General features: G+C 44.0%; 17 protein-coding genes. 3 read left to right on the top strand and 14 right to left on the bottom strand.

The features are described 5' to 3' along the window. Nucleotides 1-21 precede the first annotated feature (21 nt). From NYE45_RS13345 to NYE45_RS13320, 6 genes are all read right to left on the bottom strand, one after another. A complete protein-coding gene (locus NYE45_RS13345) occupies nt 22-1374 on the bottom strand; it encodes a glycoside hydrolase family 30 beta sandwich domain-containing protein (RefSeq protein ID WP_340016993.1) in 1353 nt (450 codons plus the stop codon). A gap of 21 nt (nt 1375-1395) precedes the next feature. Beyond that, nucleotides 1396-3039 carry a sugar ABC transporter substrate-binding protein gene (locus NYE45_RS13340; RefSeq protein WP_340016992.1) on the bottom strand — a complete coding sequence of 548 codons (1644 nt, stop codon included), beginning with the start codon at nt 3037-3039 and terminating at the stop codon, nt 1396-1398. Between the two features lie 34 nt (nt 3040-3073). Further along, entirely contained in the window at nt 3074-3961 is an 888-nt protein-coding gene (locus tag NYE45_RS13335) for a carbohydrate ABC transporter permease (RefSeq protein WP_062834224.1), read from the bottom strand. 15 nt (nt 3962-3976) lie between these two features. Next, nucleotides 3977-4966 carry an ABC transporter permease subunit gene (locus NYE45_RS13330; RefSeq protein ID WP_221819493.1) on the bottom strand — a complete coding sequence of 330 codons (990 nt, stop codon included), beginning with the start codon at nt 4964-4966 and terminating at the stop codon, nt 3977-3979. 112 nt (nt 4967-5078) lie between these two features. Further along, entirely contained in the window at nt 5079-6101 is a 1023-nt protein-coding gene (locus NYE45_RS13325) for a LacI family DNA-binding transcriptional regulator (RefSeq protein WP_340016991.1), read from the bottom strand. 180 nt (nt 6102-6281) lie between these two features. Then, the gene (locus NYE45_RS13320) at nt 6282-6626 is read right to left on the bottom strand and encodes a thioredoxin family protein (protein ID WP_340016990.1); all 345 of its coding nucleotides are present in this window, start codon (nt 6624-6626) and stop codon (nt 6282-6284) included. Nucleotides 6627-6744: 118 nt separating this feature from the next. Between NYE45_RS13320 and NYE45_RS13315 the strand changes: the two genes are divergently transcribed. Further along, nucleotides 6745-6882, top strand: a complete 138-nt coding sequence (locus NYE45_RS13315) for a hypothetical protein (protein WP_340016989.1) — start codon at nt 6745-6747, stop codon at nt 6880-6882. Between the two features lie 73 nt (nt 6883-6955). On the opposite strand, the gene NYE45_RS13310 is transcribed toward NYE45_RS13315, so the two are convergent. Beyond that, complete coding sequence (locus NYE45_RS13310; protein WP_036608336.1) at nt 6956-7249, bottom strand: DUF3817 domain-containing protein; 294 nt, start codon at nt 7247-7249, stop codon at nt 6956-6958. Between the two features lie 205 nt (nt 7250-7454). Continuing rightward, nucleotides 7455-8423 carry a LacI family DNA-binding transcriptional regulator gene (locus NYE45_RS13305; protein ID WP_340016988.1) on the bottom strand — a complete coding sequence of 323 codons (969 nt, stop codon included), beginning with the start codon at nt 8421-8423 and terminating at the stop codon, nt 7455-7457. 382 nt (nt 8424-8805) lie between these two features. Between NYE45_RS13305 and NYE45_RS13300 the strand changes: the two genes are divergently transcribed. Continuing rightward, nucleotides 8806-10230 (top strand): glycoside hydrolase family 1 protein, encoded by a 1425-nt coding sequence (locus NYE45_RS13300; RefSeq protein ID WP_340016987.1) that lies wholly within the window; start codon nt 8806-8808, stop codon nt 10228-10230. Nucleotides 10231-10416: 186 nt separating this feature from the next. Here the strand turns inward: NYE45_RS13300 and NYE45_RS13295 are convergent, their stop codons facing one another. From NYE45_RS13295 to NYE45_RS13280, 4 genes are all read right to left on the bottom strand, one after another. Then, on the bottom strand, nt 10417-11019 hold the full coding sequence (locus NYE45_RS13295) for a sugar O-acetyltransferase (RefSeq protein ID WP_340017368.1): 603 nt from the start codon (nt 11017-11019) through the stop codon (nt 10417-10419). Nucleotides 11020-11057: 38 nt separating this feature from the next. Further along, nucleotides 11058-11624 (bottom strand): sugar O-acetyltransferase, encoded by a 567-nt coding sequence (locus tag NYE45_RS13290; RefSeq protein ID WP_340016986.1) that lies wholly within the window; start codon nt 11622-11624, stop codon nt 11058-11060. A 216-nt stretch (nt 11625-11840) separates the two neighbouring features. Next, complete coding sequence (locus NYE45_RS13285) at nt 11841-13004, bottom strand: MFS transporter (protein ID WP_340016985.1); 1164 nt, start codon at nt 13002-13004, stop codon at nt 11841-11843. 126 nt (nt 13005-13130) lie between these two features. Next, a complete protein-coding gene (locus NYE45_RS13280; protein ID WP_340016984.1) occupies nt 13131-13883 on the bottom strand; it encodes a helix-turn-helix domain-containing protein in 753 nt (250 codons plus the stop codon). Nucleotides 13884-14189: 306 nt separating this feature from the next. Here NYE45_RS13280 and NYE45_RS13275 point away from each other — a divergent pair, with 306 nt between their 5' ends. Further along, nucleotides 14190-14450 (top strand): hypothetical protein, encoded by a 261-nt coding sequence (locus NYE45_RS13275; RefSeq protein WP_062834214.1) that lies wholly within the window; start codon nt 14190-14192, stop codon nt 14448-14450. An 83-nt stretch (nt 14451-14533) separates the two neighbouring features. On the opposite strand, the gene NYE45_RS13270 is transcribed toward NYE45_RS13275, so the two are convergent. Together NYE45_RS13270 and NYE45_RS13265 are read right to left on the bottom strand one after the other, a co-directional pair. After that, a complete protein-coding gene (locus NYE45_RS13270; protein WP_340016983.1) occupies nt 14534-16177 on the bottom strand; it encodes an extracellular solute-binding protein in 1644 nt (547 codons plus the stop codon). Between the two features lie 306 nt (nt 16178-16483). Then, entirely contained in the window at nt 16484-18163 is a 1680-nt protein-coding gene (locus tag NYE45_RS13265; protein WP_340016982.1) for a response regulator, read from the bottom strand. Between the last annotated feature and the right edge of the window lie 3 nt (nt 18164-18166).

Below are 18166 nucleotides of genomic sequence, written 5' to 3'. Positions count from 1 at the left end.
TAAGCCCTGATGCTCAGCTTTTTACATATTGGGATGAATTAAAATGGATATGGCACTTTTGCTTTCCATTTGGAAACATAACAGCTCTTCATTTCGCAGATTAATCTGCACATTCTCCGTCTCTTTTCCATCGTTGAAGAGGACTAATGCGACGGAACCGTCTATATTTTTGAACGCAACAGACAAGATGGAATCATTACTGGACGTTGATTCAATGCGAACAGCCTTTGGACGGATCAAAGCACTAAAATGAGCCAGGGCATAATAATCAAGTGTATAGGTAAGCTCCTTTGTTTGCTGATTCACCTGCACGATACCACGACACGTACTGCGTCCAAAACCCGGAACCGTAGGCCCGTTGTTCTCATCAAGTGCCATGTTCCACAGTACAAAAGACTTGCTGTAATTGCGAAGAATCTGAATTCCCGTTCGCATCACATTGGAGAAGGCCTGTTCAAAGGGCGGGATCCACTCCCCGCCTGAACCTTCGGTGAAGTGCACTTCTTTGCCTGCAAATGCTTCATAGACCTTCGTTTGAGCAGAAGCATCGCCCCCGTACCAGTGCCAGGCCACTCCGTCTACTTCCTCTCCTGCTTGTTCCAGCACGGTCAGTGGATAGTCCGGTTGATCCCAGTTGTGATCGTAACAGAGAATTTTGGTAGAAATATCGTTTTTGACAAAGGCTGGTTTGAGATGGTTTTTGATGAAATCTGCTTGCGCTTCGGCTGGCATCAACATACCAGGATAATGCCCCGGTTCATAAAGCGCCTCATTCTGTGGTGTGACGGCATGGATCGGTAATCCTTGCTCTGTATAGGCTTGAATGTACTTCACAAAATATTCGGCATAAACGGGATACCATTCAGTCTTCAACTGTCCGGTAATCATTGATCCGCTCGTTTTCATCCAGCCGGGTGCACTCCATGGTGAAGCAAATAGCTTCAGTTCAGGATTCAATGCCAACGCCTTTTGCGTTAAAGGAATAACGTCCCCTTCATCATGTGCAATGCTGAATTGGGCTAATTCCGGGTCTGTCTGCTGTTCTGGCATATCGTTATAACTGTATATCGTTCTCGCATAGTCCGAAGCTCCCATCGGATTACGGATGACTGACAGTCCGATCCCTTTCTCCGGATGGAATAATCGGTTCATGACCTCATCCCGCTGCTCCTCATTCAAGATTTGGTTGATCAAATAGGCAGATGAATCGGTAAAAGAAGCACCGAATCCGTCCATATCCTGATACGTTAGCTGATCATCCAGAAGAATGGTCGCTGTCTCCATATCTGAAGCAAGAGGTTGCAATTGATCCGAGGACACGGATACAAACAATTCATCTTCTCCTGTCGATTTGTACATTTTGAAAGTAGTCATAGGATTCTCCTCCATATTGTTTTATTGAATGCCTAGTTTATCTTTGTTGAGTTTCATCTTCTCACTGCGAACCTTCACAATCTCATCCCAACGGTTTTCGCCTAAGAATGACTTGTAAACAGCCAGTGCATTGTCAAAGGAGGCATCATCCTTGGAACGTACCATACTGACCAACGTTGTATTCCACTTCGTATTAATCGCTGACAACGCACGAGCTTCAGGTGTACCTTGATCCGGGCTAATATTCTCCAGAATAAAGTGTGGTTTCAGCTTGCCTTTGCCCCACTCCTGCATCTGTTTGATGGCTTCCGGAAATGCATCTGCACTCAGCGCTTTATGGCGATCATGACCGAAGAACATAAATTCACCCATCCGATAGTCCTTTTTGAATTGATCCGCGTTATTGAGTTGCAGGTCTTTCACCGCTGGCAGCAATTCAACAGTACCGTCGGTTTTAGTTTGGTAGGTCTCCCCTTCAATTCCGTAATTCATGAGCGTCTGGCCTTCTTCACTCAGCAAGTATGTGAATATCTGAATGGCCTTGGCCGGATCTTTACAGTCCTTGGAAATGAAATTGATCATCCACCCCGTTATTCCGGATTGATTCAATGTTGGTGTATTGCCTTTGGTACTCTGCGGTCCATCGATAGCAACATATTCTTTGCCTGGGTTCGCACTCATGTAGATTTGCAGGTTTCCTCCTTGTTGAGGTGTACCGTCAAGCAGCATGGTCGCATATTTACCGGACTTTACTTTTTCCTCAAAAGCGGTTCCATCATCGGCAAAACTGTCATCACTGATATTGCCGTCTCTGTACACGGTGTTCAATGTCTTCAACCACGTGAGATAATCTTCATCCAGATTGCGATCATAGAATTCTCCCGATTCGGTCTCCAGCGGAACACCGATGAAATCTTGCAACGTATCTCCGAGTGAACCTGTTCCTTCACCAATGGAGTTGAACCCAAACGGAATTAGCGCAGGGAACTCTTGCTTAATTCGTTTCATCACACTCTGGAATTGTTCTGGTGTTCCAATGACCGGACTACCCAAAGCTTCGTACACATCTTTACGAATGATAAATGCCGTTTTGGCAGGAATGTTACCGCTATCATAATCCTCTTGCGTATTGGAATAGTTCGGGTAACCATAGGTTTTACCATCCGCCAATTGGAACCAGTTCAACGTATCGGCAGCCGCAACTTTATTGAAGTAAGGATCATATTTTTCCGCCAGATCATTCAGCGGCATCGCCCAGGTTGCAGCTTTTTGGACCACTGGAGAATTCGAGTCAAATACAGTCAGCAAGTCAGGCATATCCCCACCGGCGAAAAAGGTATTTAACTTGGTATCATCACCCGTGATGAATTTAATATTGATGTTCAGATCCTCTTTGATTTTCTTGGTGACAATATCCTTGCCAAAATCGGTGTTCCACCAATCTGCATTGACGTACCACGTCAGGTCGGTAGCCTCTTCCTTTTTATCCAACTGCCAAGCCGGCTTTTCCGGGTCAACCGTATAACGATCTTCAATGGAAACCCAGTTCCCTTCACTGGATCCCCCAGATCCACCGCTGCAACCTGTAATCATAAGTACGGCCGTGAGCAGTGTTGCGAACAATTTAATTCCTTTTCTGCCTGATGCCTTGTTCAACTTCAACATGTTTTTTCCTCCTCAAAATGGGTGTTTGTTTCTTCTATTCCTTGACCGCACCCAGCATCATTCCCGAGATAAAGTATCTCTGAACGATGGGATAGATCAGCACGATAGGTAATGTTGTAATGACAATGGTGGCCAACTGCACGCCTTTGGTCGTTGTTTCGATCACAGCTGAACCGCCGACATTTTGCATGGATTGTGTCTGAGACTGAACGATAATCTCATACAACATCATCTGAAGTGGATACAGTGACTGATCGGTAATATATAACTTGGTCGTCATGAAGTCGTTCCATTGCCCCACCCCATTAAATAGCGCAATCGTCGCCATGGCAGGCATGGAGAGTGGAATGAAGATTTTCAGGAAAATATGCCAATCCCCTGCGCCGTCAATCTTGGCCGATTCTTCAAGTGAATCCGGGACATTCCGGAAGAAATTCATCAGAATCACGACATCATAGAAACTGAATAACGCCGGAATAATGTATACCCAGAAGCTGTTAAGCAATCCAAGTGATTTGATTAACAGGTATGTTGGGATCATACCGCCCGAGAAGAACATGGTAATAACACCCATGGCAACGTATAATTTACGGCCTCTTATGTACTTTTTGCTCAGACCGTAACCAACCATGGCACAGAAGAACACATGTGTAACAACGCCGATCGTTGTTTTGGACACCGATATGAAGAAGGCCTGCCAGATGCCCTGATCATTGAATACAGCTCTGTAATTCTCCAGCGAGAATTCCGGTGACCAGAAGATGAATCCACCTTCCGCCAGCGCTTTGCCTGAACTAAAGGAAGAGATGATGACATTCCAGAGCGGAACCAGAATAACGACCGTACAAATGATTAACAAAATTATATTTAAGGTATCAAAGATCCGACTATCGAGATCTTCTTTTGCCACCTTTCCATTCACGCGGGATGCCTCCTTCTACAACACAGATTGATTATCGTTTAATTTGCTCGTAATTTTGTTCGCCGTGACGAGTAGAATGACAGAAATGATTGAGACACCCAAGCCAACGGCCGTTGCATATGAAAAGTCACCCTGAGACATCCCCATACGATACACGTATGAATTGATGACTTCCGCTTTGTCGCGGTTCTGGGAGTTCATGAGAACCAGTGTCTGATCCAGATTAGACCCTAATAAACCGCTTACAGTTAGAATCAGATTTAAGCTGATGATTGATCTCATGTTAGGCAATGTGATATTCCAGATCTGTCTGAGACGGCTTGCACCATCGATTTTGGCAGCTTCATAATACGTAGGATCAATCTTCGCCATGATCGCCAGATACAGAATCGTTCCCCAGCCTGCCTCTTTCCAAATATCCGATAACGTAGCAATCCACCAATACTTGCCTGCATCCAGCAAGATGTTCTGCGGTTGAGAGATCACTCCCAGGCTAAGTAACAATTGATTAAATAAGCCCGTTGTGGAAAACCAGGTGATCAGCATTCCACCGAGTACGATCCAGGACAAAAAGTGAGGTAAATATGAAACCGTTTGCACAAATTTCTTAAATCGTCCGCTGTTTAACTCGTAGATCATGATTGCAAGAATGATGGGAATGACGAAGCCTATACCCAATTTCAAGAAACTGATCCCCAGTGTATTCACCACTGCATCCCAGAAGTATTTGTCAGATAGAATGATTCTGAAATTATCCAGTCCTACCCATGGAGCAGTAGCCAGTGTATCAATGACTGTGTAATTTTTGAATGCAATCGTCAACCCGTAGATCGGGATATAACAGAAAATAATCATAAAGATAATGCCAGGGATAATCATTGATTGAATCTCCCATTGTCTTCGATAATCAACTATGAATTCCTTGATCCTTTGTCCTATGGGCTTCTTTCCATTGGGACTGATCACATTTTTACCGGTTGATGTCTCTACGGCTAATTTATCCACGTTCTTTTACTCCCCTCCATCATGCATGTTTATAAAAACGTTTTTATTTTTTGACATAAAAACCCCCTTTGCTTTTATTTATGTAAAAAAAGACCGGAGAAGATAAGTCAGCTTATGTAAGATAATCTTTCCGGTCGATCTTCACATGGCTCGAACCTCTAACCACCAGCTCACCCGCCAATTTCTGTGCGGCCCCTTGTTCTTTCTCCTTGATCATACCGACCAGTTGATTGATGGCCAGAATACCCTGCCTTGCAATTTGATTTCTTACCGTTGTGAGCGGTGGAGAAAAATACTGTGCGATGTCGATATCATCGAAACCCACGACACTAACGTCTTGAGGCACTTCGAAACCCTCAGATTTCAACGCATGCATACAGCCAATTGCACTCAAGTCGTTCCCTGCAAGAAATGCATCAGGCCGCTTGCCAGGGTGCAAGTGAAGAAAAGATTTTATAGCACTATACGTGCTCTCCTCCTCAAAATACCCCTGTATAATGTAATCTTCATCAATTGGAAGCTGATACTCACGCAGGGCGGCCAGATAGCCATCTCTCCGCTGCACACTATCAAACATCGTGTCCACACCCGAAATATAAGCAATTTTCTTGTGCCCTAGCCCAATTAAATACTTGGTTGCTTCGTAAGCCGCCACATACGAGTCAAAAATGACACTTCCCATCGTATCGCTCTGATAAACCCGATCCAAAAAAACAGCCTTGATCTTATCTTTCTCCATAGCAATAATATCTTGCTCATCGATCCGAAGCTCTTCGTAGATGATGACACCATCCACCCGTCGCCCCAGAATGTTACTCATAATTACGTGTTTATCCTTGGTTACAAATACATTCAGGCCATACCCAAGCCGGTCACATTCGCGAGACATCGACTCCACCAGCTTATAGAAATACGGACCCGATACACTTGTGGTGAAAAAACCCAGCATTTTGGTTTGACCGGACTTCAATAGCTTGCCGTTCAGGTTGGGCACATAGTTTAAACGCTCTGCCACCTTGAGAACATGTGATTTCGTCTCCGGGTTCAAGACATCTACACCATTCAAGGCGTTGGAAACCGTCGATATGGATACGCCCGCTTCCCTTGCTACATCTTTAATCGTTATTTTTGTCATAGATTTTGTTCCTTTGCTATAAAAACGTTTTTATAATGTTTAAATTATCATAAAACCGTTTTCATGGCAACACTTTAATTTGTGAGTTCAGGCATCGCATCCTTTATCTATAGCTATATTGCCACTGCGGACGCTAAAAAACGGCTCACTTGTGAGCCGCCTTCATAAGGCTTTAGCTTTTTATTCCTCATCCTGCATATACATGGAGTGAATCTGTTGCAGTTGCTCTTCCAAGCGTTCCAAGCGAACAAAACGATCCGCTCGAATATATTCCTTCTGCTCCACAAGCATGATCATTGTTGGAACCGTAAAAATAAGATACTTGGATGCAACCTCTTCCACTTCGTTAGCGTCAATGTGACCTAGGTATACCATTGGATATGACTCAAGTAATGCCCTGATCTTGGGGAGTAAAGCGTGACACACACTGCATTCTGGTCGAGATACATACAGAAAAACCAATTCATGTTGTTGAATCGCCTCTTCAACCATTGCTATGGATGTTAACTCATGAATAACTTTCACAGAAACTCAATCCTTTCAGTCATTCGATGGCTTGCTTATTTAAATTTTTTCTTTTCAAGTATAGCCTATCTGCGTTAGAATCAAATGGAATATATCCCCATATGAAAGAGGTTATGGTATGAAAAAATCATTCTTATTTCTGTTCACTGCCCTGCTTGTTGTTACTTCCTTCACGGCGTATGCACCTGTATCGGATGCCTCTGGCGATATCGGAGTAAGCCTGCTGTCTGATCGTCAGCAAGGTACAGTAAAGTAGTACTCGTACAGAAGCCAGCAGGCGACCATTTGGATAATCTCCAAATTAGTCGCCTGCTGTTTTCTATTAAATTTTATTTCCAATCTCTCTTCCGAAGATAAGATTCGAATACGAAAGTTCCAAAAGGCAATAGACCCGCGAGTCCACCCATCAACCAGCGTGTTATCTTCCACTTTTTGACCAGAGCCAAATGCACTAGTGCAATAAGGTATAAAGGAAACAAAATACCATGAATCATGCCCATTACGGCTACAGCGGAAGAGATATCTGCAAAATATTTCAGAGGCATAGCAATAAAAATCAATAGAAGTAAGGATACGCCCTCCCATATGCCCGCAATTCTGAATCGGCCTGTCACTGTCTTCATAAAGTCCATTCTCACCTTTCCCGCTAATCGTTTGTGAAATATGTAACTTGTAACATGATAAGAAACCTTCACACCACATCTCCGTTCAGATATGTCGTTCTGAAGCCCATCTTCAGTATAACGTATGAATTTGATTCGAAGATGCTTCAAATTTGAATAATTATTGAATCCATAAAACCAGATTCCCACATCAGTTCTTACGGATTCAAGTCGTCTCACGCTCAATCAGATGGTATGTCAGTTGCTCTGACTTCAACTCTGTTTTACCCAATACCGCCCACAATTGATGGAAAGCCTGGGTGGCTTGCTCCGCAATCGGATTGTGTATAGTCGTGATTCCGAGAACACGGGAAAGCTCGATATCATCAAACCCCACTATGGCCAGTTGTTCCGGTACCTGTATATTCCGTCTGCGTGCTTCACTCAGAATGCCGATGGCTGCATAATCATTCGAACATAATACGGCCTGTGGAAGTTCTGGACCCTCAGCCATTCTTCGCATCGCTTCTTCGCCATCGGAAGAGCTAAATACGGAATATTGATATGCTTCAGTCCACACCTGCAACCCTCTGCTCTTCATGAAAGATTCATAGGCTTTACGGCGGCTCTGGGTATTCAAACTTTCAGCCCTACCAAATGCATTCGCAATTCGGGTGTATCCTTTTGATACCAGATGCTCTAGAGCTAACTTATACCCTTCTGCCTGATCCATCGCAACAGACGGAATCTCGTCATTCCCCATTCGCTGCCAGGAGACAATGGGCCCATACTCCATATACGCCTTTAATTTCCGAGGATCATTGACACAAGCAATAATAACTAGTCCATCCACTCGTTTGCTGCGCAGATCTTCGAAAGCCTGTAATTCCATCTCCGGATCTCCACGGGATGTATAGATAATCGTCTGAAATCCAAAATCCATGGCTGTATCAATGAATTGATTCATGAATGTAAGAATGATCTCACTTGTGGTAGAGGTCACAATCCCAATCTGCTTGGTCTGCCCGGTAGATAACGATACCGCATTTCGGTTGGGAATATAATTCAACTGTTTCATAATATCCGTTATGATCTGTCTTGCTTCATCACTAACATGCGGAGAATGATTAATCACGCGTGACACTGTCGCTTTTGAGTAACCAGACCGCTTCATAATTTCATCAAACTTGGACATCGGAGACTCCCTTCTTGCTAACGAACTATATAAGTTCAACTAAGATTATTTACACTGGCACTTCGATGACAGAACAACCTTTCGATCGCTGTTATCCCCAGATTTTTTTGATTCCCTTATCTAAAAGGGAAAATCCGGGGATAGCGTATGCTTCCGATGTAGCTTTCTTTCAGAAAGCTTTCAGGCGACCGCTTCGCTTCTTCTGGTTATTTCTGTCCTCTCCGTTTTCGTGTAAATTTTAGTTGAACTTATTTAGAATAATAGTATGCCTTAATTTGAGGTCAAAAGTAAAACTTGACGTGTAACCCGTTACAACGTTTAAGCTTTTTTTGTGTCATATATGAATCATCTTAATATCAATTTGATGAATGGAGCGATACACATGAGTAATCATACTTATCAATTCCCGGAAAATTTCCTGTGGGGTGGCGCAATTGCAGCCAACCAGGCTGAAGGTGCATACAATCAAGGCGGCAAAGGCCTGTCTACTCAGGACGTAGCTCCCAAAGGCATCATGGGGCCAATCACGGAAGAACCAACTGAAGATAACATGAAGCTGATCGGTATCGATCTGTATCATCGCTATAAGGAAGATGTGAAACTTTTTGCCGAGATGGGCTTCAAAGTATTCCGTACTTCCATCGCCTGGTCCCGGATTTTCCCGAAAGGTGATGAGTTGGAACCGAATGAAGAAGGTCTGCAATTCTACGATGATCTGTTTGACGAGTGTCACAAATACGGGATCGAACCACTGGTTACACTGTCCCACTATGAGACACCACTTCACCTGTCCAAAGAATACGACGGCTGGGTTAACCGGAAAATGGTTGGATTCTATGAGCGTTATGTAACTGCCGTATTCAAACGGTATAAGAACAAAGTAAAATACTGGCTTACTTTTAACGAAATCAACTCCATTCTCGAAGCACCATTCATGAGTGGTGGTATCTATACGCCGAAGGAGCAGCTTAGCAAGCAAGATCTGTATCAGGCGATCCATCATGAGTTTGTAGCCAGTGCTTCTGCTGTGAAGCTCTGTCATGAGATCATTCCTACGGCACAGATTGGTTGTATGATGCTCAGCATGCCTACTTACCCGCTGACACCGAATCCAGACGATATGATCAAAGTCATGGAATTCGAGCATAGCAACTATTTCTTCGGTGATGTGCATGTAAGAGGTCGCTACCCCGGTTATATGAAACGTTACTTCCTGGAAAATGGGATTGAGATTCAGATGGAAGCTGGCGACGAGGAAATGCTGCTCAATACAGTAGACTTCATCTCTTTCAGTTATTACATGAGTATCTGTCAGACGGCAGATCCGGAGAAACAAGTCGCAGGAGAAGGTAACCTGCTTGGTGGTGTACCTAACCCTTACCTGCCTGCAAGTGAATGGGGATGGCAGATCGACCCGCAAGGATTGCGTTATGTGCTTAACATGTTCTATGACCGTTATCAAAAACCACTGTTTATTGTAGAAAATGGTCTTGGCGCTGTCGATGAGTTGATCACGGGTGCTGACGGCGAGAAAACCGTCGAAGATGACTACCGCATCCAGTATTTGAATGATCATCTGGTTCAGGTTGGCGAAGCCATTAAAGATGGCGTGGAGATTATGGGATATACATCATGGGGTTGTATTGATGTTGTCAGTGCGTCTTCTGCCCAGTTGAAAAAACGTTATGGCTATATCTATGTTGATCGTCATGACGATGGGTCAGGAACACTCGAACGTTACCGTAAAAAATCCTTCCATTGGTACAAAGAAGTCATCAGCAGTAACGGAAAAAGTTTGCAGCGTTAAGGTTTTTTAAGCAAATGTAACAGATACATCCGTATCCCCCAGACAAATCACATGAAAAAGTGTCGGTTATACGATACCTTGGCATGTTTTCTGTCTGGGGAATTATATTTTCAAAAAGAAACACCCGATGATATACATCGGGCATTCTCATTAGCCACTATCACGTTGTTTACCATTTATTCTTTACTATATGTTTTTCGCTATATCCCTGCTGTACTTTGTTTTGTCTTCTTCCGTTATTTTGCGAATGACCCTGCAAGGATTCCCCACAGCAATCACACCAGATGGAATATCCTTGGTAACGACGCTCCCTGCACCAATAATTGTATTGTCACCAATGGTTACATCAGCGAGAACAGTCACGCCTCCTCCGATCCACACATTATTCCCCACCGTGATGGGTCCAACGACCTCCAGACCTTCATTACGTTGCTCTACATCATAAGCATGACCTGCAGTATAGAATCCGCAATTTGGAGCAACAAAAACGTTATCACCAAAAGTAATTTTGCCCCCATCCAGCATGACAATATTATGATTGCTATAGAAGTTCTCACCAATTTCAATATTATAGCCGTAATCACATACAAATGGCTGTTCAATCAGGAAACGATCCGTCGTTTTCCCCAGCAGTTTCTTGATTAACGCTTCTCTTTCATTGATCTTGGCTGGATGGAGCTGGTTATAATCGTAACAAAGTCCTTTGGCGTGCAGACGCTCTTCAATCAACTCTTTATCGTAATTCGCATTATACAGCAGCCCTAATTGAGATTTCTCTTTTTCAGTCATCATTTCGTAGCACTTCCTATCTTATGTCCATAAATTAATTAAATTTCAATCTCTTTAATGATTCTAGCAGGATTACCGCCCACGATCATATTATCCGGCACATCCTTCGTAACCACAGCCCCGGAAGCAATGACCACGTTATCTCCAATGGTAACGCCTGGGTTAATAACGGCTCTACCACCAATCCATACATTATTTCCAATCGTGACTGGCTTGCCATACTCTGCACCCGTATTGCGTTCATGCGGATGGAGTGGATGAGTAGCGGTATAGATATGTACATCAGGCCCCATTAAGCAATGGTCTCCAATACGAACTTCACACACATCTAATATCGTACAGTTAAAATTGGCATAAAAATGATTGCCTACATGAATGTTATATCCATAATCCACATGGATATTAGGTTCCATGCCCAGGTGTTCACCTGTAGATCCAAACAATTCCTTCAATAATTTGGTGCGAAGCTCACCATCTGTTTCCGTCGTTTGATTGAATGTCCGTGTCATTCTTCTTGCATACTCCCTGTCCTCAGACAATTCGAGATCCGAAGCCATGTACAGCTCGCCATCCAGCATTTTTTGTTTTTCCGTCTTCGTGGTCATGTTCACCGCTCCCTTGGTACACATCGTGTATTTCGACATTAGACAATACTTTTTAAAACTATTTTAATTATATAGATTACGATGGATAAAGCAAGTGTTGCTGCACATGAAAGTAGTTTAATCCACTCTTGCGTGCTCTTCTGATACAGCAAAAAAAACCTCTACACCCCATTGTCTATGGGAATGCAGAGGTTCAAGTTTTTGTACGTGCACATTTTAGGCAACCGCCTGAACTGTTTTTTCCTTAACGCTGATGGCATAGATGGCAGACACCAAACCAAGCAAAATCAGCACAGAACCAACCCATCCGGTGTTCAGAATCGATGAATGATCGATCACCATACCACCGATATAGGTACCCAGTGCAATACCTGCATGTGCAATACCTGAATTGGTGCTGATTAGTGTTTCTGCTGTCTCCGGTGAAGTTTTGATAATGAGACTATTCTGTACGGGTGTAACGGTCCAGCTCAGTGCACTCCAGATGCTTAACAGCAGCAAGAAGGCGATCAAAGGCAATCCTACGCTGAACGGAATGACAGCCATACTCACGATAAAGGGAATCAGCACAATGACAATCGCTTTAGCAGGATGCAAACGATCAGATAACATGCCTCCGATGCCTCCCCCTGCCACAGCGGCGATACCAAACATCATATAGATAAAGGTAACCATCGTCGCGCTGGCTCCCAGCGTTTCTTGCAGAAATGGCGTGAAATACGCATATAAAGTCAAGTGACCGGCGAGTACCAGCAACGTCGTAGCATGGATTGCCAACATTTTCGGATTCCACAGCGCCGTAAGCTGTTTCTTCAGGGATACAGCAGGAATCGGCTGCACACGGTCCATTGCAATCCAGATGGCTACCATAACCACTGAGGTCAGAACAGCAATCAACATAAACACCTCACGCCAGCCTGCCATGTTGCCTACAAAGATACCGAGTGGTACACCAAGGATAAGTGATGCGCTGCCTCCCATGGTAATGATCCCCACGGCGCGTCCTTTATACTGTGGTTCCACAATGCGCGCTGCAAGTGTCAGGGAGAGTACAAATATAAGTGAACCCGTTGCGGCTCCGAGTGCTCTACCCGCCATCAGCATATAAAAACTGGTACTGAACGCAGAGATCAGATTACTGATCAGAAATACAAACAACGTACACATATATACTTTTTTACGCTCAAATCTGGCCGTCATATTTAATAAGATCGGCGCAGACAACGCATAGACCAGTGAGAAAATAGAAATTAAATACCCGGCTTTCGCCAGGGAAAGATGAAGATCTGTAGCAATCAGATCCAAAATGCCGCCCAAAATCAATTCAACGGTTCCGACCACAAATGCTGCAATAGCAAGCACGTATACTTTCTTATTCATGTTGAATCCTCCTCAAAAAGTTACAACTACGATAGTAACCTATAAAACTGAAAGTTTCAATAGTTATTTTCATGATCGTTTTCATACGGAGATATAACAAAAAAACTATCCTCCGAGAGAATAGTTTTAATAGATCAACCTGGTTAGTAGGCGCTCGATTTCAGCATCTTGTAACAATTGATCACCGTATTTTTTCGTAATTTGAGTAAGTGCAACATCATGATAGAAATAATCAGTCATCGCTTTAACAATCGGTTTGGACATCGTCTTGATGGCTCTCCATGAATCGTGTTCCACACCGGCAAACAGCAGATAGGCATGATCTACAATGAGCAGCTGTGAAGGTTCCGGCGCATCAAGCAATGGAATTAACGAGTATTTCCGGGTTAAGGATGTTTCCATACCCCCAACAGCAAGCACTTCAACATATACTCCCTGTTGTTCCTTCTGCTCCAGCAGTTCACGATATTTCTCCATTCGTTCATTCCAAGCCAGAAAAAGAATGGATGAATCTGCTTCCTCGATAAGCTGTTCAATATTCGATCCGATGGACGATTCGTCCTTTAACGTCCAGATATGCTCATCTGTGAATGTTCGTTTGATTTTGTAACTCTTCAATTCCTCAATATCTTTCTCAAAATCAGCCTTGATCTTGTGAATAATAGACTGAAGATCCACAGCCATATATAGTTTTTTCTTCCCATCCATCGTAGTCAGCACCGTTCCCTTGTCGATCAGCCGATTGAGCACTTCATAGATCTTGGCTTTGGGAACGTTGGAGTGATTAACAATGGATGTAGCATCAAGTGGTTCAGCCTGCGCAAATATGGCTTCGTATACCTGACTTTCATATTGTGTAAACCCGAATTTCTGCAACATGTGTGGATCGGCGCATCCCTTCTTATTGTGTCTGGTCTATCTAGTTTAGACGGCTACACTTTCCATGTCCAGTTTGTCCTTGCTTACCTATAAAAACAACGGCATAGGAACCCAGGTGATACGTTGCCATCGAAACAGCATTCTACGCATAAATAAGCAACCATCGACGAACTGGGAAAACTGTATCTCATCATGGAGTTCATCGTAGTATCCGTCTGTTTATTAAATAGCATGTCTTCCGTCTAACACCTTTTCCTCACCTCTTCATCTACTATTAAGAACCTTTAATAGAAAAGAGATGATTAGATGGCTCGTGTCAATGCTGTTCCACAACCGGATCTGGTATTAATCTATTGGTCTAGAAATCCGCTCGTTCCCGGTTCTGCGCGCAGAATCCAAAGTGTGCGTGTGATTGGTAATACGTCTCCATGTACATTTACATTGGTTCCCGGTGCACGTTTGATCAATGCACTGAACTGCTTGCTGGACAATGATATTGGATTCAAAGTGGTATACCGCTACAAAACGTCAGAAATCAGTGGAATTCTGTTATTGAAACGCAAATGATCAAAAACATAAAAATGGTGCCTCCCTTTGGGGAGCGCACCATTTTCTCATTTTTCGTTCTTGGATGATATGAATCCAATCCTCTATTGGTTAGCAGCGATGGTATCATTCACTTCCTGTGTGATCTGATCTCCACCAAGTTTCTTCCAATTGGCAACGAAGTTATCGAACTCGTCAATAGACAAGTTACCATAGATGATTTTTAGAAACGTCTCGGCTCTCAGTTTATCCAGAGTAGCTTGCTTGGTATTCATCGTTCTCGTAGGTGCATAGATGAATTCATTCATGACAATCAGGTCATGATCCCGATAATACTTAATCACACCTTGTGAACTCTCTGGGCCAAAGATACGCTCCATATGCCACTTGTCGAGATTCCCATTCCGATAATCCATAATATCGTCATAGAACAGCTTCGCTTCAAGTTCCAATCCGGACGTATCTCCTGTTTTGAGCGCCTGCTCTACTTCATCCTGTGCCTTCACATTTTTGTTGGCTGGCAGGTTGGAGACCGTCGCATTATGAAAACCAAGACCTGTCAGTCCATTCAAATAAGCAGCCCGTTCTTCCTTGGCAGACTCACCGAACATTTTTTCAGCCTGGAAATTGAGCAACTTGATTAACGCTTCCGGATGCTCGTAGCCTTTGCGAACGGCAAATATACCGCCCAGACTAAGATGATTCTGTGTTTTGGCTGGTTGATCATCAATCGATTGAACCGGGTAAGCCATCCAGTCGATGTTCTTGTCTTTTTTGATCATACTGCTAACCTGAAAAGGTGCCCATTGTGGCAGGAAGAACATGCCTGACTTGCCTGCATTCACATCCTCCATCATTTTTGCAAAGTCCTTCACACCAAATTCGGGATCAAGCACACCCTTCTGATACAGAGTCTGAAGCTCACGCAATCCTTCTTTCACTTCCGGTTGGATCGTTCCGTTCACGACTTGACCTGATGCATCCTTAATCCAGGTTTCGAGATAACCATGATAGCCGAGCAAGAACGCGTTGATAGGCAAATCCTTGTTCAAGGCAATGCCATACGTATCATCTTTGCCATTTCCGTCTGGATCTTCGAAGGTAAAGGCTTCTGCAATCTGGATGACATCCTGCATGGACTTGGGCGCTTCAAGACCGACCTTTTTCAGCCAGTCCTGACGAATCCAGATCATATCCGAGGAATCCAGCGAGCCTGGGAAGCTCACCATGGCGTATATTTTGCCATCCTTCGTTACCGGCTTCAAACCCGCTCCATCTTCAGCGGACATGAACTCCTTAACCAGTTCGGATGCATACTTGTCATATACTTCCGTCAGATCTTCCAACATCCCCGCTTCATGCAGCTGTTCGAATTGAACAGCACTCACTTTCAATACATCCGGCAGATCACCACTCGCCAGCGTGACATTCATCTTATCGTTGTAATTGGCATCCGGAACAATCCATTCGTACGTTACATCAATACCAAGTTCATCCTTGTACCCTCTAGTCCAGATGTTATTGGCGTGTGTATCTCCTTGGGCGAGCGATTCTTTCCCCGTTTCATTCATGGTGGATGTCAATTTAATGGGTGGGTCATATTTCGTAAGTGGTCCTCCTGCATCCTGCTGTGTGTTCGGCTCAGCTTCATTCTCGGCACTTCCCGCACCAGACGAACAGGCTGCAAGCGTGGTGGCCAGCACCATAGTTAATGTTAATAATGAGAACTTCTTGAATGATATATTCATGCGAATCCCCCTTTTTTTCTCCTCCCGTGAGGTATATAAGATGAACTTTAAATATTAAACATCCACTCCGATAGCAGAATAACCTTCCGATCACTGTTATCCCCAGATTTCCTTTTCCCCTTTTTCCAAGGGAGAAATCTGTTGATAAAGGCGAACGCTCCGCTTCTTCAGGTTCTTTCTGCTCTCTCCGTTCGTGGTTTAAATTAACTCATCTTATATATATTTTTATTTTATAAAGAAAGCGCTATCACTTCGAGTGTATCCCGTTGACATCTGGTATCTTTGATTTACCATTTGATTTATCATCTAACTTTTCTGATCCCGATACTCTTGAGGGGTACAGCCCGTTGCTTTTTTGAAGAAACGATAAAAATAATGCTGATCGCTAAATCCAACCTTTGCCGATATTTCATGCATTTTGCAGGAAGAACCCAGGAGTAACTCTTTACTTCGCTCCACTCTGCGGTCATGGATGTAGTCGGATATGCCTTTGCCTGTAATCCGTTTGTACCAACGCGACAGATAAGAAGGGTTAAGAGAGACTTCCTGAGCGATCCGTGTGAGTGAGAGGTCATCCTCCAGATGGTGCTTGATATAATGATGGATCGTAATCAGAATCTGTGATTGGTCATTCAGGCGGGCATCACTTCGTTTGGAGATCATCCATTCGTATGCAGATTGATAAAAGATGACCAGGTCGGACCATGCGGTATGGATGTCAAAATGCAGCATTCGGGAAAGCGATATTTCTTCCATTGCCGACTCATACAACCCCAATTCGTGCAGAACTTCAATGAGTACATTGGCTGCACCTGTATAGGTTTTCATGCGGAAGAACGGATCTTGAAGCCCTTCCTTCGCAGCCTCGGTCCATTTATGAAAGGACTCTATCCATTCCCGATCCCCTGCGGTTATTCGCTGTTTGATCTGCTCCAGATGTAGTGCTACCACACCCTGTTGATTCATAATGCTGGGGGTGTAAGGCAATTCATCCTGGATATTGACACGCAGCAGCTTCTCCATCCCCAGCCCCGGACTCTCATGAACCGACAGACGTAGTTGCGCAATGGCCTGATTAACCCTGTTCCACTCTACCGCCTGCTCGCTGACCATGATGGATACAGACAGGTTCAGACAGTCCGCACAGGATTGCTGTACGGACTCCAGTGTGCCATAGACAAAACGAAGGGTCTGATTCCAGCTGTCCAGCTGACTCCCTCGTTCCACTTGTGTAGTAGACACGTGTGAATGAAGCTCTTCCTGCGGTTGAATAAAACACGCGATAACCTGAGCGTCCAGATCAATTGCCTTCACCTTAGCCTTGTCTTGCAACAGCTCCTCCGCAACATTGGCAACGGCATACCGGATGAGACTACGATCCGCCTGAGACTGATAGTTGTTCCACTCCTCTACCCGTATGATCACAGGAATAACGAGTTGATCCGATTCGAAAGGCAATTGCACAGCATCCAGTTCTTCTTGAAGTGAAATGATATCATGTCTATCCGTTCGCTTAAGCACATCCAGTAACAGTTGACGCTGTAACTGGGGCAACGCTCGTGGCAATTTACTACGAAACCATGCAGCTTGGTAGCGAAAATCATTTTCTTCCGATATCTGTGTTAACGCCCGTTCTACCGCAGCTCGAATGTGACTCATTCCCTCTGTCTTTAACAGGTAATCCACAACGCAAGGGTTCCGAATGGCTTGGTGTGCATAATCGAATTCGTTATGACCGGTCAGCAACAGTACCTTGCATCGTGGCCACCGATCCATAATCTGCTCGATCAATTGCATGCCATCCATACCAGGCATACAGATGTCGCTGAGTACAATATCAATCTTGACCGAGTTCAGCCAATCGATGGCTTCAAAGGCAGAGTACGCTTTAATAATCTCCATGTCTTGAAAGTTCGCCTTTTGAAAGAAAGCGTATAGTCCATCCAAAATAACGGGTTCATCATCTACAATAAGCATCCGCTGCATAAC

The sequence above is a fragment of the Paenibacillus sp. FSL K6-1318 genome (assembly GCF_037976905.1).
GTDB classification, from domain to species: domain Bacteria; phylum Bacillota; class Bacilli; order Paenibacillales; family Paenibacillaceae; genus Paenibacillus; species Paenibacillus amylolyticus_A.
Note: the sequence above shows the minus strand (reverse complement) of the source record. Positions and strands in the feature narration are given on the sequence as shown.